The following is a 24,200-nucleotide window of genomic DNA, read 5'->3' as shown; positions in this document are numbered from 1 at the left end:
GATTCCTATACTCAACTGGAAACCAAAACTCAGCACTCAAAATTTTAATTATGCGCTCATTTCGCTCTGAACCTATTTTGTGGATTCATGTCGCTGGATTGGCGACATTGCCTATTTTTCTGCTCCTGTGCTTATTGTTTCTGTCCGTCGGCAAACCGCTTTTGCCTGTATGGGTAGAAATTTTGCTGGTAGCCACAATTGGTGTAATCCCGCTTTTGTGGATGCAACTACGCCGGCCTTTTTACATATTTGCCATTTTGGGAGTAGCACTCAAGCCAGAACATCTGACTGAGCAGCAAAGAAAAATTCTCTGTTTAATTAATACAAAATTAAATCGTGTGCTGGCACTGCTAGCAGCCATTCTATCAATTGGTATATTGTGGCAACTTTATCAAGCAACTCCATTGGTGGCTAATTTAGCAAGTTTTTTACCCCAATGGCGGATTCTGGCATTACTGATGGCTGGATTAACTTTTTTGGCAAGTAATTTGTTTCTGCAAATTCCATTAAGTGTAGCACGAGTTTTGGTGACGAATGACACAGAATTTGCAGCCATAGAACCGTTACCTTTAGAAAAGATTAACCAGGATTTCACAATTTTAGGGGTGCGGGTGAATAAAATCTTGCCCCAGTTGACTGTGGAAGTTGAAACTGAGGAATAAATAACTATGGTGAAAATTACAGCTTCTCGTAATCCTGAAATTTGGCAAAATCTGCAACACGCGATCGCAGCTAGTTCAGGTTTTCAACGTTGGCAGCTAGAAAGCTATACCCAACTACAAGAACTACGCCTAGAACAACAGGTACAGCGTTACTTGCGGGAAACTTTAGAAACTTTAGCTTATTAAACATCCCATAAATTTTGAGTCCGGCTGGCAAGCAGCTAAGTTGACGGGAAGCATTCTCTGTACCTTCTCCGTCAACTTCAACATCTGGATCAGTTATTTCTCCTATTGTTGAGCGGATAGCTTGACTGTTCCAATTTGTCAAAGAGAACTTGTCGTGGAAATCGCAAAAAATTATGTAATTTCTTGCGAAACTTAGCTGTTTATGTGTTAGTCATTCAGTATAGTTTGGCATGGGTTTTGTAGCCAGATACTTTCTACATCAACCATACTATACCTAACCAACATTCAGCTAAACACTACAGATAAAAATGAGACATCAGGGCTTTAATATTTTTTCAGCAAAGCATATTCTTTCCATTGTATCCGTACCAACTGGAATCACCGCTTTACTATTTGTGATTGCTGGTTTTATGCTCACACCCAGTCAGGTAAATGCTGGTACTGCAAACCAAAAAGCGATCGCTCCCACTGTCACAGCCCAAGTTCCCACAACTGCACCAGTCATTTACGTCAACCCAGAAACGGGAACAGATACAACCGGTGCCGGTGCTACCGCCGCCACACCTTACAAAACAATTACCTTTGCTCTCAATCAAGCTCAACCCGGCACAGTCATTCAACTAGCACCGGGAACTTATAATCGTGAAACTGGCGAAAAATTTCCCCTCATCCTCAAGCCAGGGGTAACACTGCAAGGTGATCAATCCACTCAAGGCCAAGGAATATTAATTATAGGTGGTGGATTTTATACCAGTCGCACCTTTGCCAGACAAGACATTACCATTTTGGCTAACGATAATACTGCGATCGCAGGTTTAACCGTCACCAACCCCAATCAGCGCGGTACTGCTGTCTGGGTAGAATCCAGTAATCCCACCATCAGAAACAACACCTTTACTAACAGTGTCAGAGATGGGGTTTTTGTTACAGGTACAGGAAATCCCAAAATTGAAAACAATATTTTTGTGAAAAACACGGGTAATGGCCTTTCTATAACCAAATCTGCCCAAGGCGAAATTCGCAACAACTTATTTCAAGACACAGGTTTTGGTTTAGCAATTGGGGGTAATTCTACACCTTTAGTCATAGAAAACCAGATTGTGCAGAACCAAGACGGGCTGTTCATCTCAGAATCAGCCCAGCCCATCCTGCGTCAGAATATCATTCAAAACAACAAGCGAGATGGCATTGTTGCCACTATTAATGCTCAACCCGATTTAGGGACTAATGAAAATCCCGGTGGTAATTTGATTCGCAGTAATACCCGTTATGACGTAAACAACGCCACCAGAAGCAATCGGATTCTGGCTATCGGTAATGATATTGACCAGAAAAAGATTTTTGGTCAAGTTGATTTTGTCGCCGCCACCGTTGAACAACCAGTTTCAGGCACAGGATTTACAGATGTAGCCGCAAATTACTGGGCTAAAAACTATATTGAAGCCTTGGCTGCACAAAATATTATTGCTGGATTTCCTGATGGTTCCTTTAAACCTAATGATCCTGTAACCCGCGCCCAATTCGCCACCATTATCACCAAAGCCCTGACACCACCAGCTAAACGCGCCCCCATTGATTTCAGAGATGTCAGCCGCAATTTCTGGGCTTACCCTGCCATTCAAGCTGCATATAGCAGTCAATTTGTTTCTGGTTATCCTGATGGCACCTTCAAACCACAACAAGAAATTCCCAGAGTTCAAGCTTTAGTTGCCCTCGCCAACGGACTAGGCTTAACTGCCGATAATCAAAATATTATTTCTATTTATGCTGATGCGGCTCAGATACCCAATTATGCAGTAGGGCCAGTTGCCGCCGCTACTTCCAAGCAACTGGTGATTAACTATCCTAACATTAACCAACTTAATCCCAATCGCCCCGCAACTAGGGCAGAAGTTGCAGCCTTTGTATACCAAGCATTAGTCAATGCTGGACGCGCTCAACCACTGCCCTCATCCTATATCGTCAGAGTTCCATAAATTCCCGGTTGCAAAAATAGCCTGCGCCAGACCAAGATTTTACTTGTCTGGCGCAGGCTATTTTTCGGTTTTTATTATGCCTAGGGTCTTTAAATATATGTGACCCCATTGATATTGCGGCTTTATATTCAGGGTCTTTATATTGGCTGACCCCGTTTGAACAATTACCAGTGTCTCAGAAATTTTCACATTTCCTGATTTCCTAATATTTTCTTTATGTTTTCTCTCTTTATATTTCGGAATGTATCAAAATATAAAGTAATTTAAGAAACATAAAGTTTTGCAACAACTATGTTGGTTAGTTGACGAGACAAACAAGCATTTATACTTAAGTAATTTATTGTGAGATTTTTTGCATCGGATACAAGCTACATTATTTATCGGGTTCGTAATTTTGAATTTTGGATTTTGAATTTTCAATTCCCCCTAGGGGTTGACGCTGTTCCCAACGCCAGAGAAAAATCATCAGTGCTACAATTCCTACTTGCAGAGCAAAGTTAGGTAAAGCGTGTTCAACATCTCTGCCCGCCAGCAGTTGAAAAAAGAAGACGAACACACCAATGAAACCAGAAGCACCCACACCGAGATAGATAAATTTTCGCAAGCCACGGTAAGGAGCTACCATTTCAGCTTTCAGGCGATTATATTGTTCAGGGTTAAGGCGGTTTTGAGGATTTGGTTCTACCATAGGGGAATTATGCTATAATCTTTTATCGTGTGCGCCGATGTGGCTCAGTGGTAGAGCAGCTGATTCGTAATCAGCAGGCCACGGGTTCAAATCCCGTCATCGGCTTGGAAAGTTTCTCAAGATAACGGGACTACCTGGTTAGGAGTGAAACACTAACTCCCTAATCTTTTTTCTAAATATTGACCAATCATCAACTGTTCCCCAGCACGAGAAATAATTGTTTGTCTGGTGCGGTATTTATTGCCAATTAGCTTTAACTCTTCCTCAAACACGGAATTGTTATATTCAGTTCGCAGAGATAGGGTGTTGGGATTGGTAAAAGCATATTTGGCTGTGACTGGTTTGGATGTGGCAAAACCGCGATCGCGATACAATATACTGCCTAACGCCCCAAACAGTGTCGTACCTTGCGACTCTTGACGATTTTTTAGCACATCTGTACTACACCAATTCACCTCAGCACCACAAATGAACCTCACCGACTCAGGTAAATCATGTATCTGAGCCAACTTTTGTAATTCATCACATCCTTGATCTAAAAATCGGATAGTGATGATACTCTCCATCTCTTTAGTTTCTCCGGCTGGGAGAGTATAGTAACGCCTTTCCGAACGCCACTGACCCACTGATTGTTGAAAAAATTCGATGATTTGGGATTCATCTGTAGTGTGTGCAACTTTTAGGGGTGATGTCACTCGTAATTTTCCTCACCTACAGGGCATAAAATTGGCATTGTGCATATAATACATTGTGCCGAAAGACAATTATACTTTACCATTTTTAATAAATTTGTTAAACACCGACAGTTGACAGTAACTTAGCTGGTGTTTTTGTTACTATAATTGTATGTATTCTTAACAAAACTAAATATGATGATTTACGACTGTTTGTTGTACCAATAAGCAGATAAATTCACTCTCAATCGGTTTTTATCTGGGTTTTATACCAGACTTTTTGTAAAAATAAATACAAAAATTGTGATTACAGAGAATGTCAAAGATGATTCTGTTTCTGTGTCCCCAGAGTAGCAGTAAAAATGACTTTGACATTATTTGATAAACGTAGTAAGGTTTGACACAAAAAGTCTTTACCAAAACTTTTTATATTCTTTATCTTTCTCATCTGGCAATACTTACGGAATTGCTGAGATTAAAAAAGCTATTATGCCCAAAAAGAGATTATTAAAAGGAAATAGATGATTTTAAACAAAAAAAACGCAAAAAAGCAATGAAAAATCCAAATTACACAATTTCAAGCCAGTTCTTAAAAAAACAGTTAAGTTTATGTGTAAAAATTAATACTTTAAAAGATAGATTTTTTTCTTACCCAAGGTGGAAATCTATCTCATTGATAGTTTGTCTATTGAGTATGGGAATCCTCACAACCAGTTGCGGCTCTCTACCCAGAGAATCGGCGACAGCGCAATCTCAGCAACGCAGTAGAGGAGAGCGTGGCGGAACGACACCTGTAGATGTAGCGATCGCCCGCCTAGATAAGTTACAAACACTACCAGAATACACAGGCACAACCACACCATACCGTACCGTCTCAGTGCGATCGCAGGTAGAAGGCAGACTATTATCTTTAAACCTAGATGTCGGCGACACAGTTAAAAAAGGGCAAACCGTCGGACAACAAGATGATATCCTGCTATTAACCAACTTGAAGCAAGCCGAAGCCGAACTAGCAGCATTACAATCAGAAGTAGCTAGAGCTACAAATCAAGTCAGTAATACCCGCACAGAAGTAGAACGGGCGCGGTTAGAACTAGCACAAGCGCAATCAGACGCTCAACGCCAACAAAAACTCTTAAAAGAAGGTGCGATCGCCCAACAAGCAGCCGAACAAGCCAACACCCAAGCCAAAACAGCAGCCCAAGCCCTCAAAGCAGCAATAGAACAAGTCCGCACCGCACAGCAAGCCGTCGCCGCCGCTCAAGGTAGAGTATTAGCTCAAAAAGCAGTAGTAGCCCAAGCAAAAGAGCGCAGATCCTACACACGCCTCACATCTCCCATCACAGGCGTAGTTACCGAAAAACTCACCGAGCCAGGTAATCTCCTACAAGCAGGTGGCGAAGCCTTAAAAATCGCCGACTTTAGCCGTGTGAAAGTTGTCGTCCAAGTTTCCGAACTAGAATTAGCTCAAATACAGGTAGGACAATCTGTACAAGTACGCTTAGATGCTTACCCCCAGGAAAAATTAATTGGTAGAATCACCCGCATTTCCCCAACTGCTGATGCAACGGCTCGTTTAATCCCAGTAGAAATAGTCATACCCAACATTAATAACAACATTGGTAGCGGACTGTTAGCTAGAGTTAATTTTGAAACCGAAACACCACAGCGAGTAGTGGTGTCACAAACAGCCATACAACAGCCAACCAAATCCCCAGAGGCTTCTGCCATCACCACCACAGCAGCCACAGAACCCCAAAACGGCAAAATCTACGTCGTCACAGACTCAGCAGGTAAAACAAAAGTCACAGCCCGCCCTGTCACCCTCGGTAAAAAAGCTGATGGCAAAGTAGAAATTTTATCCGGCTTACAACCAGGAGAACGCTATGTAGTTCGTAGTGGTAAGCCATTAAAAGATGGGGAAAATGTCCGCCTTTCTATACTTTCAGAAACACCAGAGGATAATTCTAATTTCAAAAGACCAGAGTAAAAAATAATTTTTGAATGTTGAATTAACGACACTCATGCAGCAAATAAATCAAAGCGGTGGATTTAGTATCAGTGCTATCTCTATTCGCCGCCATATCGGTACACTCATGCTTACCCTAGCAGTCATAGTGCTAGGCGTATTTTTCATTATTAAACTACCCGTAGATTTGCTACCCTCAATTACCTATCCCCGCATTGGGCTAAGAATGGAAGCACCCGGTATTTCTCCAGAGGTAGCAATTGATGAAATCACAAAACCTCTGGAAGAAGCTTTGTCTGCCACTGAAGGCGTGATCCAAGTGTTTTCCCAAACCCGTGAAGGACGAGTCAGTATAGATTTGTACTTCCAACCAGGAGGAAATATTGACCAAGCCTTAAATGATGCTACAGCAGCCTTTAATAGAGCCAGAAGTGCCTTACCAGATACCATAGAATCACCACGCTTATTTAAAATCGACCCTTCCCAACTACCAGTCTATGAAATGGCTTTAACCTCACCCTCCTTAACAGGGGTGGATTTGCGCGTGTTTGCCGAAGAAGAACTAGAACGGGAATTAGGAGTTGTTCCCGGAGTGGCTGCGGTGAGTGTGTCGGGAGGTTTGCAAGAAGAAATTCGAGTTAATCTGGACTTAGATCGGTTGCAAGCTTTGGGTATCGGTTTAACCGATGTCCTAGATGAATTGAGAAACCGTAACCAAGACATTTCCGGTGGTAGGATCTTAGGAGTGAATTCTGAACCACTGACTCGGACTGTAGGACGGTTTAAAAATGCGGATGAAATTAGAAACTTATCCTTTGAAGTTGCCTCTGGTTCTAATTCATCAGTTCCCAGTCGCCGCGTCTATTTAAGAGACTTCGCCGAAGTCATCGACGGTTCAGAACAACAAAGAATTTATGTGTCACTGAATGGACAACCAGCAGTTAAAGTCAGTATTCAAAAACAGCCAGAGGCGAATACTGTCAATGTTGTCGATGCGGTGAAATTACGGTTAGAACAATTGCGAGAAGGTGGTGTGATTCCTGAAGGGACAATTATCACACCTACCTTAGACGAATCTAAATTTATCCGTAATTCTATCTCTAATGTGACAACTTCCGGGTTGATTGGTACAGGGTTAGCGGCGATCGCCGTCCTATTATTTCTCGGTTCTCTACGCCAAACCTTAATTATCGTCCTTGCTATCCCCTTAGCCACCTTAACAGCAATCATCTTAATGGGTTTATTTGGCTTATCCCTCAACGTTTTTAGCTTGGGTGGTTTAGCCTTGGGCGTGGGTATTGTCGTAGACAACTCCATCGTCATGTTAGAAAATATTGCCGAGGGCGTAGAAAATTCCAAATCCAAAATACAAAATTCAAAATACTCATCCTTCAACCGGTTAATTATTCAACAAGCAGAACAAAGCAGCCGAGAAGTAGAATCAGCCTTAATCGCCTCTACAAGCACGAACCTAGTAGCAGTATTGCCGTTTTTGCTGATTGGGGGCTTGATTGCTTTATTATTCAACGAATTAATTCTGACAATTAGCTTTTCCGTCGCTGCATCCATATTAATAGCAGTTACCGTAGTACCGATGCTGTGTTCACGGATGTTAGCATGGCAATTTTCTAGTTATTTGAGCAAATTTTGGTTATTGCGCCAGTTTAACCGCAGCTTTCTAGCCGCTACCGGGATGTATGCTGGCTTTTTGAGGATGATATTACGCTGGCGAATTGTAGTAATTGCGATCGCCATTATCCTCTTTGGTGGCAGTAGTTTATGGATGGTTCCACAAATACCTCAAGAAATTCTCCCCCGAATTAGTACAGGGCAAGCCAACCTATTCGCCCAATTTCCCCCAGGTACACCCTTAGAAACTAACCGCAAAGTCATGAATGCGGTAGACGAAATCCTCCAGCAACAACCAGAAACAGAATATGTCTTCTCTACCTCTGGCGGTATATTGTTTGGAACAAATACCAGTGCAAATCCCCTACGTGGTACGAGTAACATTACCCTCAAACCCGGTACAGATATCGATGCTTACATCGAACGAGTCACCCAAGCATTTAACAAATTAAATTTAGCAGGAATTCGTCTCCGCCTAGCCCCTGGACAAGTCCGAGGTTTAATAGTTAATAACTCCCCAGTTCGCAATGCTGACGTTGACGTTATTCTTCAGGGGAACAACTCAGAAGCTTTAGAACAAGCTAGTCGTCAAGTTCTCACCGCCTTAGAAGAACGTGTCACCCTCGCCAGATTCCGCCCTGATGCAGATGACAGACAACCAGAAATCCAAATTCTTCCCGACTGGGAACGAGTAGCAGCCTTGGGATTATCTACCCAAGATATCGGCAATACAATTCAAACAGCAATTGAGGGAAGCGTACCCACCCAACTACAACGCGGTAATCGTTTAGTAGATGTCAGAGTACAATTAAATGAATCTTCAGTACAAACACCTTCACAATTAGAAAGATTACCTTTATTTGTCGATGATCATCGCCAAGTGCGTTTAAGCGATGTTGCCCAAATAGTCGAAAGTCAAGCCCCAGGTGAAATACAGCGCATCAACCAACGCCAAGTAGCCATTTTTGCAGGTAACTTAACAGAGGGTGCTAGCCTGAGTGCAGCCTTAGCACAGGTAAACACCGTTATCAAAAGCTTAGAATTACCAGAAGGTGTGAGTATCTTACCCAGTTCAGCCGCCGCATCCAATCAACAACTACAAGGTTCATTGCAACTGTTAGGCGGGTTAGCCACCTTTCTAGTATTTGTAGTCATGGCAGTGCAGTACAATTCACTCATCGACCCGTTAGTAATTATGTTTACCATACCTCTAGCATTAGCTGGCGGTATTTTCGGACTTTATATCACTGAGACTGCCATTGGTGCAACTGTCGTAGTCGGTGCTGTATTACTCGTGGGGATTGTGGTTAACAACGCTATCATCATGGTGGAATTAGCCAACCAAATCCGGGAACGGGAAAAAATTGACCGCAAAACCGCTATTTTGCAAGCTGCACCTCAACGCTTACGTCCAGTTTTAATGACTACCATCACCACAGTTTTAGGGATGTTTCCCTTAGCATTGGGAATTGGTGAAGGCTCAGAATTTCTCCAACCCTTGGGTATAGTGGTATTTTCCGGTTTATCCTTAGCCACACTACTGACCCTGTTTATTATCCCCTGCTTTTACACCTTACTTCACGATGTACTCGGTGGAAGTTGGATAAAAACTGTGTTAATTTGGCTGCGTTTATGGAAGAAAAAGTTAAATAAAGCCTAATCTTAGTAATGAATGCTGAGTGTACTGCCAAACTAGACATCTGGTGAAAAATCATCTAGAGACGTAGCAGTGCTACGTCTTTTGTTTAATCAAAACATTATTGATTAAGTCTCAAGTAAAATACATTTATCAATCCGAGAATTGTACATATTTGAACGCCGAGAATAAATCACATTCCAGAAAAACTTCCAAGTAGAAACATTCAGAATTGATTGATCTAGCATTTGTGAAAAGCTTTGTAAATCTCGTTTTTTTAACGCCACTAAAGTCCAATGCAGTCTCAGGTAATTTTTAATTTCTTGCAAAGATGGTAAGTAAGATAGATGCTTTTCATTGATGAAATTGTAAATTTTTTCTTTCATCAAGATATTGGTATTGAGACGCTGGGTAAAAGAAAATTTCTGATTATAAGCACCAGTCCAAATTGTCCGATAAGCAAGGCATTGATTGATAAAAATACCATGCCCAAACTGAGCAATGCGAATCCACGAGTCAATATCATCACAGTTGGTGTCTAGTTGAGAATCCCAACCACCAGACTGTAAAAAAGCATCTCGGCGGCAAGCAACCTGAGCAGGTGTACCAAATGGTACTAATTCCATAAGCATACCATAGTGAATATCTGCTTGGGGGATATAAAAAGCTAAACCAGGCCCAAAGCGAGGAGTGCGACTCAATTCCACTTCTGTCTGATCGACTTGAGCCGCAATGCAAGAACAAATGACAGCATCAGGACACAGTGCGATCGCCTTGGTCATTTGTTCAATACAATTAACATCTAAATAATCATCATCATCTAAAAACTTAATCCAATCACCGCTAGCTTTCTGCACCCCAGCATTAACCGTAGCTGCATGACCTTGATTGACTTGATTGCGATGATAAACCACCACATCACCTAAACTCTTAACATAAATTTCTGTTTCGTCAGATGAGCAGTCATCAGCCACCACTACCTCGCAAGGAATCGTCTGTTTCAGTGCCGAATCAATAGCACGGCGTAACAAGTCTAAGCGGTTATAAGTAGAGATAACAATACTAAATTTCATAGATTTGCAGAAAAAAACCATATTTTGGCAATATAGCTTTCAACCGTAGGTAATCGTATCAGTAATATCATCAGTTTTGTGGGACTACTGACCTATAGCCAAGACAAATTGCTGCAAAAAAAAAATTCTGCCATCCTGCACCGCAACCAGTGGACTGAAAGATGAGTTTCGATTTATGATGGATGATCGTGAGTTTTTTAAGCAGACTAGCTATGAACGCGCAAGAAATTATTCGCTCCATTGAAGCGGAACAACTAAAATCTAACCTGCCCCAAATCTATGTGGGTGACACCGTGAAAGTCGGCGTAAAAATCAAAGAAGGCGATAAATACCGTGTACAGCCCTACGAGGGAGTGGTAATTGCCATGCGTAACGGCGGTATTAACGAAACTATTACAGTTCGTCGTGTCTTCCAAGGCGTTGGCGTTGAACGGGTATTCTTATTACATTCCCCCCGCATTGAAAGTATTAAAGTCGTGCGTCGTGGTAAAGTCAGACGCGCTAAACTCTACTATCTGCGTGGTCGCGTTGGTAAGGCTACCCGGATTAAGCAACGCTTTGACCGTGCTTTGTAGGTGGTTCAGAGTAGGGAAAAATCCTAGTCAGCAGGCGGCATCCGCCGCTAGTTTGCAAAAAAAAAAATTTGTGATACAATAGCATTTGTGCGTTAAACTAAAAAAAGTTTCAGCACAACAAACAAACCCAACCCAGCTTGTGCGCTCTTAGTTCAGTTGGTAGAACGCAGGTCTCCAAAACCTGATGTCGGGGGTTCAAGTCCTCCAGGGCGCGCTCGAAAGTAAAAACACAGCCCGAATCAGTAGTACGTCTGCTAAGATAGCAGATAATGCTATTGATTTCGGGTCTAGTTGTTTAATACTTGCAGCTTTTTGGTTTCCAGTTCATTTGATGGAGTTAAAGCTGTCAACCTGGATGAAAACTAGCAGAGTATAGCTGTATTGAAAAAGATGGGGGGATAAACGACCATGGCCAAAAAAAATGAGGCAGAAATCGCGGAAAACTCTAGTGGGTTTAACTTTCTCAACTTTTTTCAAGGAACCAGAGAAGAACTAGAGAAAGTGGTTTGGCCTAGTCGCAAGCAACTGGTAAGCGAATCAGCCGCCGTGTTGCTAATGGTGACACTCTCCGCTTCTTTAATCTATTTGGTTGATGGATTGTTTTCTTGGGTAGCAAAACAGGTATTCTGATGACTTTTGCAACAGACGAACCAATGGACTCGGCGTTGCAGTCAGAGGAAACAGCAATAAAAGCCTCTAAAGAAGCACGCTGGTATGCAGTACAAGTAGCCTCCGGCTGTGAAAAGCGAGTTAAAACAAATTTAGAACAGCGCATCCAAACCTTTGATGTCGCTGACAAAATTATTCAGGTAGAAATTCCCCATACACCAGCAGTGAAAATCCGTAAGGATGGAAGCCGCCAGCACACAGAGGAAAAAGTTTTTCCTGGCTATGTGCTAGTAAGGATGATGATGGATGATGATACCTGGCAGGTGGTAAGGAATACATCCCATGTGATTAACTTTGTGGGAGCAGAACAAAAACGTGGCAGCGCGAAAGGTCGCGGACACGTTAAACCAGTACCCCTGAGCCACTCAGAAGTAGAACGGATATTCAAACAAACCACCGAACAAGAGCCAGTAGTCAAAATAGACATGGCAACTGGTGATAAGATAGTCGTGCTTTCTGGCCCATTTAAGGATTTTGAAGGCGAGGTGATTGAAGTTAGCCCAGAACGGAGTAAACTAAAAGCCTTGCTCTCAATTTTCGGGCGAGACACACCAGTAGAACTGGAATTTAATCAGGTAGAAAAACAGAGCTAAATATCAATGGCAAAGAAAGTAGTAGCGGTCATTAAACTGGCCCTGAATGCTGGAAAAGCCAACCCAGCACCCCCAGTTGGCCCTGCACTGGGTCAACATGGTGTTAACATCATGATGTTCTGCAAAGAGTACAACGCCAAAACAGCAGACCAAGCTGGGATGGTGATTCCTGTAGAAATTTCGGTGTATGAAGACCGGAGTTTTACATTTGTACTCAAAACCCCACCAGCATCAGTATTGATTCGCAAAGCCGCAAAAGTTGAAAAAGGTTCTAACGAACCCAACAAAAAGAAAGTCGGTTCCATTACTAAGGCGCAATTAAGAGAAATTGCCCAAACTAAACTACCTGATCTCAACGCCAACGACATAGAAGCGGCGATGAACATTGTGGCAGGAACCGCTAAAAACATGGGCGTAACCATTACTGATTAGTCGAGAGTGTGAGTCAAAAGCTCAACTCTCAAGACTATTGATAACTAAAAATATGCGGGGGAGAAGTTTAGCTTCGCCATCAACCCCAGGAGAAAAAAATGACAAAAAAAGTATCACGCCGCTTGCGAGAATTGCAAGCCAAAGTAGAAGATAGAGAATACGCGCCTCTAGATGCTTTAAGCTTGTTGAAAGAGACAGCAACAGCAAAATTTTCTGAAGCTGCGGAAGCTCATATCCGTTTAGGTATTGACCCAAAATATACAGACCAACAACTGCGTACTACAGTAGTTCTACCTAAAGGCACAGGGCAAACAATACGAGTAGCTGTAATTGCCCGTGGTGAAAAAGTTACAGAAGCCTCAAATGCTGGTGCTGACGTAGTTGGTTCTGAAGAACTGATTGACGAAATCCAAAAAGGCAGAATGGATTTTGACAAGTTGATTGCTACACCTGATGTGATGCCACAGGTAGCAAAACTTGGTAAAATGTTAGGCCCCCGTGGTTTAATGCCATCACCAAAAGGTGGAACAGTCACCTTTGACATTGCCAGTGCGATCGCCGAATTTAAAGCAGGTAAATTAGAATTCCGGGCTGACCGTACAGGCATCGTTCATGTTATGTTTGGTAAGGCATCCTTCTCGCCAGAAGATTTATTGGTAAACCTGAAGGCGTTGCAAGAGACAATTGATCGTAACCGTCCTTCAGGTGCTAAAGGCCGTTATTGGCGTTCAATTTATGTGTCTGCCACAATGGGGCCATCCATTAGAGTCGATGTTGCTGCTCTGAGAGATTTTAAACTGACTGAAGCTGCTTAATTAGGGACTGGTGATTGGGGACTGGGGACTGGGAATTAGGAAAAAGAAGAAAATAATTACCTCTTTGCCTCATACAAATGCCCGATGCCCAATACCCAAAATTAAATAAGCAAAGCCGGAGACAGCAGGTGCTAATAGCTTAATATCCTGCCGAGGTAAAAACTCTATTGCCGAAAGTAGCACGTAAAATCGTGTGTCATTACGGCAGCCAGAGTCTTGATACTCAACCCCGGCTCAGATAGCTGGGGTTTATTGTTATCCGGTAGTCAGAAGAAATTATCTCCAGAGGAATCGACAATTGTTTTGAGGAGGTGAAACCGATATGGGTAGAACACTAGAAAACAAAAAAGAAATAGTCGCAGAACTCAAAGAAACTTTGAGCGAGTCAAGTTTAGCACTCGTAATTGAGTACCAAGGTTTGACAGTTTCCGAAATTACCGACTTACGGCGGCGGTTGCGTCCGAGTGGTGCTGTCTGCAAAGTGACTAAAAACACTTTGATGGGTATTGCCATTCAAGACGATGAAAAATGGCAACCAATGTCTGAGTTGCTCAAAGGTTCTTCTGCCTTTTTGTTAGTTAAAGAAGATTTCTCTTCTGCAATTAAGGCTTATCAAGATTTCCAAAAAGCCACCAAGAAGACAGAACTTCGTGGCGGCGTAATGGAAGGCCGCTTGCTGAAAGAACCGGATGTCAAAGCTTTAGGAGATTTGCCATCCAAAGAGCAACTTATGGCTCAAATTGCTGGAGCTATCAACGCTTTGGCGACAAAAGTGGCCGTTGGTATCAACGAAGTTCCCAGTGGTTTGGCGCGTGCTTTGCAAGCTGTCGCTGATAAAGAAAATAGTGGCGGTGAAAGTGCCAGCGAGTAATAGGTAACAGGTTTTTTCAAACTAATTGCCAATTACTAATTATCAAATACCAAATCAACAAATTCAGGAGTAAGATAAATGTCTGCTGCAACCGATCAAATTTTAGAACAATTGAAATCCTTAACTCTGTTAGAAGCTGCTGAGTTAGTTAAGCAAATTGAAGAAGCTTTTGGCGTAAGTGCTGCTGCACCTGCTGGTGGAATGATGATGATGGCTGCTCCTGGTGCTGGTGCTGGTGCGCCTGCTGAAGCAGCAGAAGAAAAAACCGAGTTTGATGTAGTTCTGGAAGCTGTACCAGCTGATAAGAAGATTGCTGTACTGAAGATTGTACGCGAAATCACTGGTTTGGGTCTAAAAGAAGCTAAAGACTTGGTAGAAGCTGCTCCTAAGCCTATCAAGGAAGGTATTGCTAAGGAAGCTGCTGAGGACGCTAAGAAGCGGATTGAAGAAGCTGGTGGTAAAGTCACCATTAAGTAATTCAGGCAGAAGGTAGGAGGAGAAATATATTTATATATCTTTCTTCTCTGCCATCCCATGCTTCAGTTTTTTACTTATTAAAAAAGAGCCTCATAAGGCTCTTTTTTAATGAGGTTTGTAGTGAGGACTTTAGTCCTCTCTTTTAATTCGTACATAAGGGCGGGCTTTCCTGCCCAATCCACAAGAGTTAGGATATTAAATATGTACTGCATTAACTGACAAAGTGCTGTATCTACAGTTAAGAATAAAGGGCATCTTTATCAAGGAATGGGATAAGGTGGGCAATAGTAAAAATTCGCTTCAGCCCTGATTTTTATTTTGGGTAAATTGCCCACCCTATGGTTATTAAAAAGGACTAAAGTCCTGACTAAGAAATGGTTATCTGACAGAGAATGCTTCGCTGAATCTGCGAGTTACAGGTTCAACGATGAAAGTCAAAATTGATTTCTTACGAGTTACTATTTCACCAGTTGCCACCATTCCTGGCGTAAATTCTACTTCTTGACCTCGCACAGTCAAGGCGTGTTTATTTAATTTAATTCTGGTGGGAAATACTAAGCCTAAATCTTTATCGACAACTGCATTGGGGCTGACTTGCACAACTTCGCCTTCAATTGTGCCGAATTCTTGGAAGGGAAAAGTTGCCATTTTTACTTTTGCTTTCATCCCTTTTTGGATAAAACCAATATCACGGTTGAGGACTTTTACTTCTAATAGTATTTCTTCCCCTTCCGGTAAAATTGACAGTAATTCTTCTCCTGCTTGTACTGGCCCTTTTGTTGCTTTAATTTTATAGATAGTTCCGGCTACGGGAGCTTTGATAGTTTCTCCTTCTTTTTGTTTTCTGGCTTGTTCTAATTGTCCAGTGACATTTGTGAGTTCTTCTCGACGCTTGTTAATTTGGGTTAAAATTTCGCTTTGGCGTTCTGATGCTATACGTTGAGCTTGATTCCAAGCTGCTTGATAGGCTGCTTGAGCTTGGCGAATTTCTTCACTTTGTGCAGCTATATCTTTTTGTAGGGATGTAACTCTGTCTTTGGCTTCTGTTAACCGATTTTGAGCATTTGTTACTTCGTCTTTAGCTCTGGTAATTTCTGTTTGGGTGCGAGTTAATCTTTCTTGTGCTTCTAGGTAATCTACTCTAGGGACTGCACCGGGAGTAATCAGGGTGCGGAGATTTTCTTCTCGACTTTGAGCGATCGCTAAATTGCTTTCAACTTGATCACGGATGCTTTCTGCATTCACAAGATTAGTTTGAGCATTAGCTACACTTTTTTCCGCACTAGCTAAATTATCTTGTAACCGCGTCAGTCGCACTTTTGCCTGATCTATGAGTGCTTTTTGACGATTTGCTTCGGCTTCTGCGGCTGCTTGACGGGCTTGGTAGTCTCGCAAACGCGATTTTAATAGTTCATCCTGTATTGCAATACCAGTGTTATTACCACCGATGCGTTCTGCTTGTAAACGTTGTAAATCTTCTTGAATTAATTTATTCGCTTTGGCTAGGCGTGTAACATCAGTTTGTTTGAGATCGGAATCACGCTGAATCAGGACTTGATCTTTAGTGACGCGATCGCCTTCTTGGACTTTAATTGCTACAATCGATCCATTACCCAAGGATGTGACTGGTCTAACTTGGGTAGACGCGATTAATTCTCCTTGCGCAACCGCTACCTCATCGATTTCCGAAAAATGCGCCCAGGCGATCGCACCAAATACTACTAAACTAATCGTTCCTGCTAATAATCTAGTATACAGTGCAGGTAATTCTTTAACTGCCTTACCTAATTCATAAGATAATTGGTCTTCTGGTCTAGCAAATTGCTGTTTTGTTTGCCGTGCTTGAGCAGCGTTAGCTGATAGGGAATATTTCATCATGAGGTACTGGGGATTGGGTACTGGGTACTGGGGACTGGGGAAGAGAGCAAGACGAGGGAGATTTTTTCCCCACAATTCTTTAATGCAAGAATTTTGAATTTTGTAGCTTGCTTCTCCCTAGGAGTATTTTGAATTGATTGATCCCCAGTTTCTAACTTCTACTTCAAACTGCTAAATAGCGTCGTAAAAAACTTTCTAGGGTTTCTAATTCTAAATTGAAAGTTTGCTCTAAAAGAGCTATTTCCTCTTTTCTACAGAAAAATTCTTCAGACAGTAACGTTCTAAAAGTTCCCAACGCTTTTTGTGTTTCAGGATTAATTATTCCCAACACACTCCGCAACCCATCAACCGCTAATAAAGGTAAGTTAATCACTATTGGTTCTTGATTAAAGATACGGCTGAAAATTTGGGGAATATCCTCACGCAACAAAATCTCTGGCCCTCCAACTGAGAAGATTTGGTTACAAGCACCTGCAACCGTCACTGAATCTACAGCTATTCTGGCTAAATCATCTGTACTCACAATAGAGGTGCGATTTTTAGGATCACCAATCAAGAAATATAACCCTGTTTCTCTGAATCTTTCTGCCAAAGGCAGCAAATTAGATGCTAATCCAGCCGGACGTAAAATAGTGTAATTTATGCCACTAGCAGCTAAATAACGTTCTACAGCTCGTTTAGCTTTGAATACGGGAGCGTCTTCATACCCTCGGTCAGCACCTAGTACGGAAATGAAAACAAAATGCTGCACTCCCATAGCTTTAGCTTGATTAATCAGTTCAATATTAGCACGGTAGTCTAAAGCCAGGGCATCATTATCAGAACCGTGCGCGCTGATTATATATTGCACACCCTGACAAGCTTGGGCGATATCTTTGTCATACTTTAAATCACCGATGAAGATGTCTGCACCTCGGTGTTCTAATTCGCCATAACGAGAAGTAAGGCGGACAAATGCGCGCACAGACTCCTCCCGTTGGCGTAAGAGTCGCACAACTCGCCGACCAATGTCTCCCGTTGCTCCAGTTACTAAAAACATAATGATTGGGGATTGGGGATTGGGGATTGGGGACTGGGGAAGTTTTTTCTTCTCTACTTTCTCTCAGTACCCCATATCTAATTTAAAATCTCCAGTTTAAAATTCCACAATCACTGGTGTATGGTCGCTGGGTTGGGGTAACTTTCTAGGAGAGATATCAATAGTGCAGCTTTTAGCTTGTGCGTATAAAACAGGTGTGAGATAGTGATGATCAATCCGCCAACCGAGATTGCGGCGAAAAGCGGCGGTGCGGTAGTCCCACCAGCTAAAGTGTCCGCCTTCGCTAGTAAATTTACGGAAAGCATCGGCAAAACCTAATTCTAGAACATCTCGTAAAGCTTGACGCTCGGCTTCAGATGCCATGATGTGATTTTCTAGATTTTTAACTTGTTCATGAATATCTTTGTCTTCTAGGGCGATATTAAAGTCACCACACATACAGATAGCAGCTTGCGATCGCAATAGTGTTTGCAAATACTGCCGCAGCACTGTCAACCAGCGTAGCTTATATTCATATTTCTCACTACCGACGGCTGAACCATTGGGAACATACAGGTTCACAATCCGAATTCCATCGAATATACCCGTAATTACTCGTTTTTGTTCATTCCAGAGCGGATCAATATCTGGCAGAATCGCTGCAAAGCCGCTACTCACATCCTCAAGGGGTTTGAGGCTAATTAAGGCTACTCCGTTATAAGCTTTCTGCCCTGAAAAATAAACATGATAACCTAAGTCTTCTATAGGCGATCGCGGAAAATTAGCATCTATAACTTTGGTTTCTTGCAAACACAGAACATCAACAGGATTTTGCCTTAACCAATCAATCACCTGTTCTAAACGAGTCCGAATCGAGTTGACATTCCAAGTGGCTACTTTCATTAGTGGCTTGATAGTTCGTAAATGAATAATGGATTTTTTGCGGTTTTTTTTACGATTGTTTAATATTTACCAGTTTTCTTGGTTTTTTACCATTTTCTCGAAATCGGCACTATAAAAAATTGATCCCTTACAGATTTTTAGTATTCTAAACTACAAAATCTATATTTTTGTCAGATATGCTACAAAATATATAACTTAATTATGTTTCCCCAGGCAGATGTAGCTAGAAAAGGTTAGCTTTATCCTAGAAAGAGTGGGACAGTGACTAGAGTAACGGTTTCTCATATATCTTTGATATCCGTAATTTGTTTACGGTACTTTTAACCGAGATGGCGTTTTTAGATGTTAGTTAGGTTAATTTAGATTTCAAAACAGTAAGTAATAATTTTTCTCCTCATACAATGAAGACGGAAATCTGAATTGTGAGGAGAATTTGATCGGCTGAACCAAAACAATTTATGAAAATCGCTCAAGTAGCCCCCTTATGGGAACGAGTTCCACCTCCTACTTATGGAGGTATTGAATTGGTAGTGAGTCACTTGACTGATGAGTTAGTGCGTCGCGGTCATGAAGTAACATTATTTGCTTCTGGTGATTCTCAAACATTGGCTCGTTTAGCAGCAGTTTACCCGCGTGCATTACGTTTAGAACAAACCGTCCAAGAGTATGCTGTATACGAGATGCTAGAACTTAGCCAAGTTTACCAACAAGCGACGGAATTCGATATTATCCATTCTCATGTAGGGATTTCGGCATTACCTTTAGCGAGTTTGGTATCCACTCCCACAGTGCATACACTGCACAGTAGTTTTACCAAAGATAACCGTAAAGTATATAGTCACCACCAACAACAACCATACATTAGTATTAGTAACGCCCAGCGTCAAATTAACCTCAACTATATTAGAACCGTTTATAACGGGATTGAGCCAGCAGATTATCCGTTCATCGCCGAACCGAAAGCACCGCCCTATTTGGCGTTCCTCGGTCGCTTTTCACCAGAGAAAGGCCCACAATATGCCATAGCGATCGCTAAACAAAGTGGTTGGCGGTTGAAAATGGCAGGAAAAGTTGATGTAGGAGATTTAAAGTTTTTTGAACAAGAGATTGCCCCCCATATAGATGGTCAGCAAATAGAATATTTAGGTGAAATTAACCATACTCAAAAAGCTGAACTTCTGGGCAACGCTGCCATTACTCTTTTCCCAATAAATTGGCAAGAACCTTTTGGGTTAGTAATGATTGAATCAATGGCAACAGGTACACCTGTGATTGCGATGAATCGCGGTTCTGTGCCAGAGGTAATAGAACAAGGCAGAACGGGTTTTATCTGCCAAAGTTATGAGGAAATGCAAGCAATGATTCCGGCGGCTTTGGAATTAAATCGTCAAAGCTGTAGAGAATATGTAGAAACCAAATTTAGTGTTACGAAAATGGTTAATGAATATGAGGCGGTTTATGCAGAAATTCTCAAAAGCCGCATCAAATTAAATGGTTACATCCATGCAGCGACAATTAGATTTTAACAAGCAAGTTTTTCTCACACTTTTGTGTAAAATTTTTTAAGGAGGACATTGGTATGAGTATGCGAACCAACAATTGTCCATGTTGTGGCGGTTCTCTCCTGCGCCATGTCCGCCACGGCGAACTATATTGGTTCTGTCTGTCTTGCCGACAAGAAGTCCCATTATTAACTGTGAATCGTTTAGCGAATGTCGATACTCGCCATTCTGGTGTAGTTTCTCAGTCTGCTGTCAAGTCATAAATTAGGTCATATTTTACACCATTCTTAATCAGCGTCAGCCGATGCACTGCTTGAGATTTGCTGAATATTTCTTTGTGCAAGTTAGTGGCAATGCCCACCCTACAAAAAATCTGATCACGTAACTCTGGCAAGATATGTGTGATCAGAAAACTAGCTCTACCTGATACAATCAGGTGGAGCGAATTTTATAGGTTTAAGGCTGTGCTAGCAGCATTGTTATATGGTCAGGAAGATTTACGCTTAGAACAAGTTGCTGACCCCTCTCCAGAGGTGGGGGAAGTGGTGATTAAAGTAATAGCAGCGACAACTTGTGGAACAGATTTAAAGGTCTGGCGGCGTGGTGGTCATGCAAAGATGCTGAAACCGCCGACTTTGTTCGGTCATGAAGCCGCAGGTGAAATTATTGCAGTCGGTGCAGGTGTTACGGGTTGGCAAGTAGGCGATCGCATCGTGGCGAATAATTCTGCCCCCTGCATGAAATGCTTCTTTTGTCAACACCAAGAATATTCTCTTTGTCCGCATTTAACCTGGAATAACGGCACATTTGCCGAATATTTAAAAATTCCTGCGCCTATCGTTGAGCATAATATGTTGCGCGTGCCGGAAGAATTGCCCTTAGAATTGGCAGCAATGACAGAACCCTTGGCTTGTGTATTACATGGGGTAGCCCGTTCTCATGTCAAACCCAGAGATAAAGTAGTTGTTTTGGGAGATGGCGCGATAGGATTGATGTTTGTGGCAACTTTGGCGGAGACTGCGGAAGTCTTGCTATGGGGAGGTAACAACCATAGACTAGAAATTGGTGAAAAACTGGGTGCAGCGAAGACCTTTAATTATCATCAAATTTCCGATATTCCGGGAGTGGTGAAAGAACTTACCCAAGGTTGGGGCGCAGATGTGGTGATAGAAGCGACGGGTGTACCTAGTGTTTGGGAAACTGCGATCGCTTGCGCTCGTCCTGGTGCTACCGTTAACTTATTCGGTGGTTGTCCACGAGATACCACCATCACCGTCAACACAGAACAACTACATTACAGCGAACTCACCTTAAAAGGCGTATTTCACAATACACCGAAATATGTCAGGGCTGCGCTGGCATTGATAGCTAGCCGCAAAATCCCATTTGAATTATTGATTAGTGAACAAAGACCTTTAAAAGAATTAGAACAAGTTTTTCATGACATGAAAGCGCGGAAAGTCATTAAGGTAGCGATGACACCTTAAGAATCCGCATTACAAAACTTTAGCATTTCACCCTTGACCTTATACCAAAGTATAAGGTTTAGGATAAACACACTCGGATCGAGGGAGTGAAGATGCTACAAGTTGGTGAAATCTCCCGTCAATTAGGACTAAATCCCCAAACTATTTACTTTTATGAACGGATTGGGCTGATTCCTCCACCGCAGAGGAGTGAATCAGGTTATCGTCTGTTCAGTCAGCTAGATGTCAATCGCCTAGCTTTTATTAGTCGGGCGAAAGCGTTGGGGTTAAGTTTGGAGGACATTAAAAAAATATTAGTCCTTAAGGATGGGCGATCGCTTACCTGCAAAGCTATGTATGACAGACTTAACCAAAAATTGCAGGAAATCGACGAGCAAATTCAACAACTCCAGAAATTGCGTGATGAACTTGTACCGCTAGTTGAACGCTGCGGCGAGAAATTGACACACCCCGATCCTAGTTATGAGTGTGTTGTTTTAGAGAATTGATTATGCTCAAAGTTGAGATTTTGGGAAAAGGTTGTCAGAAATGTCATCAACTAGAAGCGAATACAAGGGAAGCGATCGCTACTCTAGGAATTGATGCTGAACTCACCCATATTACCGACCCGATTGCAATAGCGCAACGGGGTATCATGACAACTCCCGCCTTAGCTATTAATGGCAAAGTCGTCAGTAAAGGTCAAGTTTTACCACCCACTCAAATCCAAACACTGCTGCAATGAACACTAATGACAGTGGGAGGATATTTTCATGTTTGACCCATTTTATCCCTTTGACTGGCTAGCAACCCAAATTGTGACGCGACTCTTGGGACTATCAATAGAATCTCATTTGGGAGCGAGTTGGCATTTCTTCTTGTATGATGTTCCCAAAGTATTAACCTTATTGGTAACGATTAGCTTTGTAGTGGGTACGCTGCAAAGCTTCCTCCAACCGGAACAAGTGCGTTTTTGGTTAGGTGGCAAACGTACCTTAATCGGTAATATCATGGCGGCAACAGTAGGAATTTTCACCCCTTTTTGTTCTTGTTCAGCAGTACCGTTATTTATCGGATTTTTAGAAGCTGGCGTACCTTTAGGGGTAACATTTTCTTACCTGATTTCCGCCCCGATGGTGAATGAAGTAGCTGTAGTCTTACTCTGGGGCTTGTTTGGGCTAAAAGTGACATTGCTGTATATTGGCTTTGGCGTAGGGCTAGCGATCGCCGCAGGTTATAGTATAAGTCTGCTGAAACTAGAAAAATGGGTAGAACCCTTTGTCTGGAAACTGCAACAAACCAGACGAGAACAACCGCAGCATCAAGAAGAATTTGAGCCAATTAGATTCACCTGGCGGGATAGATGCCAACAAGGACAGTTTCAAGCCAGCGAAATTTTTAAATCCGTTTGGATATATGTCATAGTTGGGATAGCTGTAGGTGCTGGTATTCACGGCTACGTTCCCACAGAAATGATCAACCGTTGGGCTGGTGCAGAAAATCCTGTTGCTGTTCCCATTGCGGTGATTTTAGGCGTTCCTCTCTATGCGAATATTGCCGGAGTTCTGCCCATTACTGAAGCCTTAGTTAACAAAGGAATGCCACTAGGAACAGTGCTATCATTTACAATGGCAGTGACAGCTTTATCATTTCCTGAGATAGTGATACTCAGAAAAGTATTAAAACCCCAACTGCTGATAGTGTTTATTACACTGGTGACTGTGGGTATTATCAGCATCGGGTATTTGTTCAACTCAATTTTAATTTGACATATCTTTCAGTAAAACGGGAATCCTAACCATAAAGAAATTTCTTGGTAAGTCCCCTATAGAAAAATGCTCAAAACAACTCGGCTCAACTGTTTGATTTATGCTTGTTCTCTAGCTTCTGCGCTAGGCTTAGGAATGCTGTTTAATACCAAAGCCAACGCCTTACCAGGACAAACTACAGAAGAAGTAGCTACTTGGATTCAAGCCCATCCCACCCTACGCCCTCGCCGTGGAGAAAAATTCTTTATTCAAAAGAGTGACACAGCCGCCCAAAGATTCACCTTTCAAGCTTCCGTATTACCTCCTGGTAGAGTACAATTCACCAGAGACAGAAGTAAAATTCGCTACGAGCGTCTAGCGATGTATGATGCCATTAACGGCATGACATTACAACGCCTACAAGAATCATTGCGGATAATTTACGGCTTAGATATTTACCAAGACTTTAGAAACGCACAAGTCATTTATGAATATCCAAACCAAAGCGCAATTAATGCCGCCAGAATGGCTAAAACCCCAATTAGAGAAGCCTTAAAAGGAGAATTGCGAGTAGGCGATCGCTACGCCTATTGGGTAGAAATAGCCAAACCACGCGACAGTAAAGCCTTTGCAGGACAAATGACAGTATTCCTCAAAACCGACCTAGACAAACTAGAAGCAGAACTACGAAATCGTTAGTTTAAAACATGACGATTTTAATCAACCTTGTAAACACCACATCCCCGACCTTCCCAAACAG

Annotated in this window: 25 protein-coding genes, 2 tRNA genes and 1 other annotated feature; of the genes, 21 read left to right on the top strand and 6 right to left on the bottom strand. The window is 42.2% G+C overall.

The features are described 5' to 3' along the window. Window positions 1–50 precede the first annotated feature (50 nt). The 3 genes from A3775_RS04950 (at window position 51) to A3775_RS04940 (ending at window position 2,824) form a co-directional block, all read left to right on the top strand. Entirely contained in the window at window positions 51–662 is a 612-nt protein-coding gene (locus A3775_RS04950) for a low-complexity tail membrane protein (RefSeq protein ID WP_066384478.1), read from the top strand. 6 nt (window positions 663–668) lie between these two features. Further along, window positions 669–848, top strand: coding sequence for a hypothetical protein (locus tag A3775_RS04945; protein ID WP_066384480.1), 180 nt, complete (start codon window positions 669–671; stop codon window positions 846–848). Between the two features lie 308 nt (window positions 849–1,156). Beyond that, on the top strand, window positions 1,157–2,824 hold the full coding sequence (locus A3775_RS04940; RefSeq protein WP_066424095.1) for a DUF1565 domain-containing protein: 1,668 nt from the start codon (window positions 1,157–1,159) through the stop codon (window positions 2,822–2,824). Between the two features lie 373 nt (window positions 2,825–3,197). Here A3775_RS04940 and A3775_RS04935 read toward each other — a convergent pair whose 3' ends face one another. Continuing rightward, entirely contained in the window at window positions 3,198–3,512 is a 315-nt protein-coding gene (locus A3775_RS04935; RefSeq protein ID WP_066384485.1) for a DUF3493 domain-containing protein, read from the bottom strand. 33 nt (window positions 3,513–3,545) lie between these two features. Between A3775_RS04935 and A3775_RS04930 the strand changes: the two genes are divergently transcribed. Further along, window positions 3,546–3,617 (top strand) — tRNA-Thr (locus A3775_RS04930). 47 nt (window positions 3,618–3,664) lie between these two features. Here the strand turns inward: A3775_RS04930 and A3775_RS04925 are convergent. After that, complete coding sequence (locus tag A3775_RS04925) at window positions 3,665–4,207, bottom strand: phycobiliprotein lyase (RefSeq protein WP_066384488.1); 543 nt, start codon at window positions 4,205–4,207, stop codon at window positions 3,665–3,667. A gap of 532 nt (window positions 4,208–4,739) precedes the next feature. Between A3775_RS04925 and A3775_RS04920 the strand changes: the two genes are divergently transcribed. Both A3775_RS04920 and A3775_RS04915 read left to right on the top strand, forming a co-directional pair. Beyond that, window positions 4,740–6,176, top strand: a complete 1,437-nt coding sequence (locus tag A3775_RS04920) for an efflux RND transporter periplasmic adaptor subunit (RefSeq protein ID WP_066384491.1) — start codon at window positions 4,740–4,742, stop codon at window positions 6,174–6,176. Between the two features lie 34 nt (window positions 6,177–6,210). Next, a complete protein-coding gene (locus tag A3775_RS04915; RefSeq protein ID WP_066384494.1) occupies window positions 6,211–9,444 on the top strand; it encodes an efflux RND transporter permease subunit in 3,234 nt (1,077 codons plus the stop codon). A 104-nt stretch (window positions 9,445–9,548) separates the two neighbouring features. On the opposite strand, the gene A3775_RS04910 is transcribed toward A3775_RS04915, so the two are convergent. Further along, window positions 9,549–10,493, bottom strand: a complete 945-nt coding sequence (locus A3775_RS04910) for a glycosyltransferase family 2 protein (protein ID WP_066384496.1) — start codon at window positions 10,491–10,493, stop codon at window positions 9,549–9,551. Between the two features lie 212 nt (window positions 10,494–10,705). Here A3775_RS04910 and rplS point away from each other — a divergent pair, with 212 nt between their 5' ends. The 8 genes from rplS (at window position 10,706) to rplL (ending at window position 14,925) form a co-directional block, all read left to right on the top strand. Next, window positions 10,706–11,068, top strand: a complete 363-nt coding sequence (rplS, locus tag A3775_RS04905) for a 50S ribosomal protein L19 (protein WP_066384498.1) — start codon at window positions 10,706–10,708, stop codon at window positions 11,066–11,068. Between the two features lie 141 nt (window positions 11,069–11,209). Continuing rightward, window positions 11,210–11,282: transfer RNA gene (locus A3775_RS04900), tRNA-Trp, on the top strand. A 194-nt stretch (window positions 11,283–11,476) separates the two neighbouring features. After that, complete coding sequence (secE, locus tag A3775_RS04895; protein WP_066384500.1) at window positions 11,477–11,698, top strand: preprotein translocase subunit SecE; 222 nt, start codon at window positions 11,477–11,479, stop codon at window positions 11,696–11,698. After that, complete coding sequence (gene nusG, locus A3775_RS04890) at window positions 11,698–12,330, top strand: transcription termination/antitermination protein NusG (protein ID WP_066384503.1); 633 nt, start codon at window positions 11,698–11,700, stop codon at window positions 12,328–12,330. The genes secE and nusG overlap by 1 nt, the downstream gene beginning before the upstream one ends. Window positions 12,331–12,336: 6 nt before the next feature. Continuing rightward, window positions 12,337–12,762, top strand: a complete 426-nt coding sequence (gene rplK, locus A3775_RS04885) for a 50S ribosomal protein L11 (protein ID WP_066384506.1) — start codon at window positions 12,337–12,339, stop codon at window positions 12,760–12,762. A 98-nt stretch (window positions 12,763–12,860) separates the two neighbouring features. Then, window positions 12,861–13,577: a 50S ribosomal protein L1 gene (gene rplA / locus A3775_RS04880; protein ID WP_066384509.1), complete on the top strand. Its 717-nt coding sequence runs from the start codon at window positions 12,861–12,863 to the stop codon at window positions 13,575–13,577. Between the two features lie 97 nt (window positions 13,578–13,674). Continuing rightward, window positions 13,675–13,840: a sequence feature (ribosomal protein L10 leader region), on the top strand. 59 nt (window positions 13,841–13,899) lie between these two features. Continuing rightward, window positions 13,900–14,448 carry a 50S ribosomal protein L10 gene (gene rplJ / locus A3775_RS04875; RefSeq protein ID WP_066384511.1) on the top strand — a complete coding sequence of 183 codons (549 nt, stop codon included), beginning with the start codon at window positions 13,900–13,902 and terminating at the stop codon, window positions 14,446–14,448. A gap of 78 nt (window positions 14,449–14,526) precedes the next feature. After that, window positions 14,527–14,925: a 50S ribosomal protein L7/L12 gene (rplL, locus tag A3775_RS04870; RefSeq protein ID WP_066384512.1), complete on the top strand. Its 399-nt coding sequence runs from the start codon at window positions 14,527–14,529 to the stop codon at window positions 14,923–14,925. Window positions 14,926–15,303: 378 nt separating this feature from the next. On the opposite strand, the gene A3775_RS04865 is transcribed toward rplL, so the two are convergent. The 3 genes from A3775_RS04865 to xth all read right to left on the bottom strand — a co-directional run bounded on the left by A3775_RS04865 (window position 15,304) and on the right by xth (window position 18,724). Further along, window positions 15,304–16,800 (bottom strand): HlyD family efflux transporter periplasmic adaptor subunit, encoded by a 1,497-nt coding sequence (locus tag A3775_RS04865; RefSeq protein ID WP_066384522.1) that lies wholly within the window; start codon window positions 16,798–16,800, stop codon window positions 15,304–15,306. A 166-nt stretch (window positions 16,801–16,966) separates the two neighbouring features. Next, the gene (locus tag A3775_RS04860) at window positions 16,967–17,842 is read right to left on the bottom strand and encodes an SDR family oxidoreductase (protein ID WP_066384524.1); all 876 of its coding nucleotides are present in this window, start codon (window positions 17,840–17,842) and stop codon (window positions 16,967–16,969) included. A 96-nt stretch (window positions 17,843–17,938) separates the two neighbouring features. After that, window positions 17,939–18,724: an exodeoxyribonuclease III gene (xth, locus tag A3775_RS04855; RefSeq protein WP_066384526.1), complete on the bottom strand. Its 786-nt coding sequence runs from the start codon at window positions 18,722–18,724 to the stop codon at window positions 17,939–17,941. 458 nt (window positions 18,725–19,182) lie between these two features. Between xth and A3775_RS04850 the strand changes: the two genes are divergently transcribed. The 7 genes from A3775_RS04850 (at window position 19,183) to A3775_RS04825 (ending at window position 24,139) form a co-directional block, all read left to right on the top strand. Then, window positions 19,183–20,250 carry a glycosyltransferase family 4 protein gene (locus tag A3775_RS04850; protein ID WP_066384529.1) on the top strand — a complete coding sequence of 356 codons (1,068 nt, stop codon included), beginning with the start codon at window positions 19,183–19,185 and terminating at the stop codon, window positions 20,248–20,250. Window positions 20,251–20,303: 53 nt separating this feature from the next. Next, window positions 20,304–20,489 carry a hypothetical protein gene (locus tag A3775_RS23400; protein WP_082803675.1) on the top strand — a complete coding sequence of 62 codons (186 nt, stop codon included), beginning with the start codon at window positions 20,304–20,306 and terminating at the stop codon, window positions 20,487–20,489. A 201-nt stretch (window positions 20,490–20,690) separates the two neighbouring features. Further along, a complete protein-coding gene (locus A3775_RS04845; protein ID WP_066424116.1) occupies window positions 20,691–21,713 on the top strand; it encodes a zinc-binding dehydrogenase in 1,023 nt (340 codons plus the stop codon). 92 nt (window positions 21,714–21,805) lie between these two features. Further along, window positions 21,806–22,201, top strand: coding sequence for a heavy metal-responsive transcriptional regulator (locus tag A3775_RS04840; RefSeq protein WP_066424093.1), 396 nt, complete (start codon window positions 21,806–21,808; stop codon window positions 22,199–22,201). Window positions 22,202–22,203: 2 nt separating this feature from the next. Beyond that, on the top strand, window positions 22,204–22,437 hold the full coding sequence (locus tag A3775_RS04835; protein ID WP_066384533.1) for a thioredoxin family protein: 234 nt from the start codon (window positions 22,204–22,206) through the stop codon (window positions 22,435–22,437). A gap of 28 nt (window positions 22,438–22,465) precedes the next feature. Continuing rightward, window positions 22,466–23,461, top strand: a complete 996-nt coding sequence (locus tag A3775_RS04830) for a permease (protein ID WP_066424091.1) — start codon at window positions 22,466–22,468, stop codon at window positions 23,459–23,461. 66 nt (window positions 23,462–23,527) lie between these two features. Beyond that, window positions 23,528–24,139 (top strand): hypothetical protein, encoded by a 612-nt coding sequence (locus A3775_RS04825; protein WP_066384538.1) that lies wholly within the window; start codon window positions 23,528–23,530, stop codon window positions 24,137–24,139. The last annotated feature ends 61 nt before the right edge of the window (window positions 24,140–24,200 follow it).

This window comes from Anabaena sp. 4-3, assembly GCF_001597745.1.
GTDB lineage: Bacteria > Cyanobacteriota > Cyanobacteriia > Cyanobacteriales > Nostocaceae > Trichormus.
The sequence above is the reverse complement of the archived record's forward strand: the minus strand, read 5'-3'. Positions and strand labels throughout refer to the sequence as shown.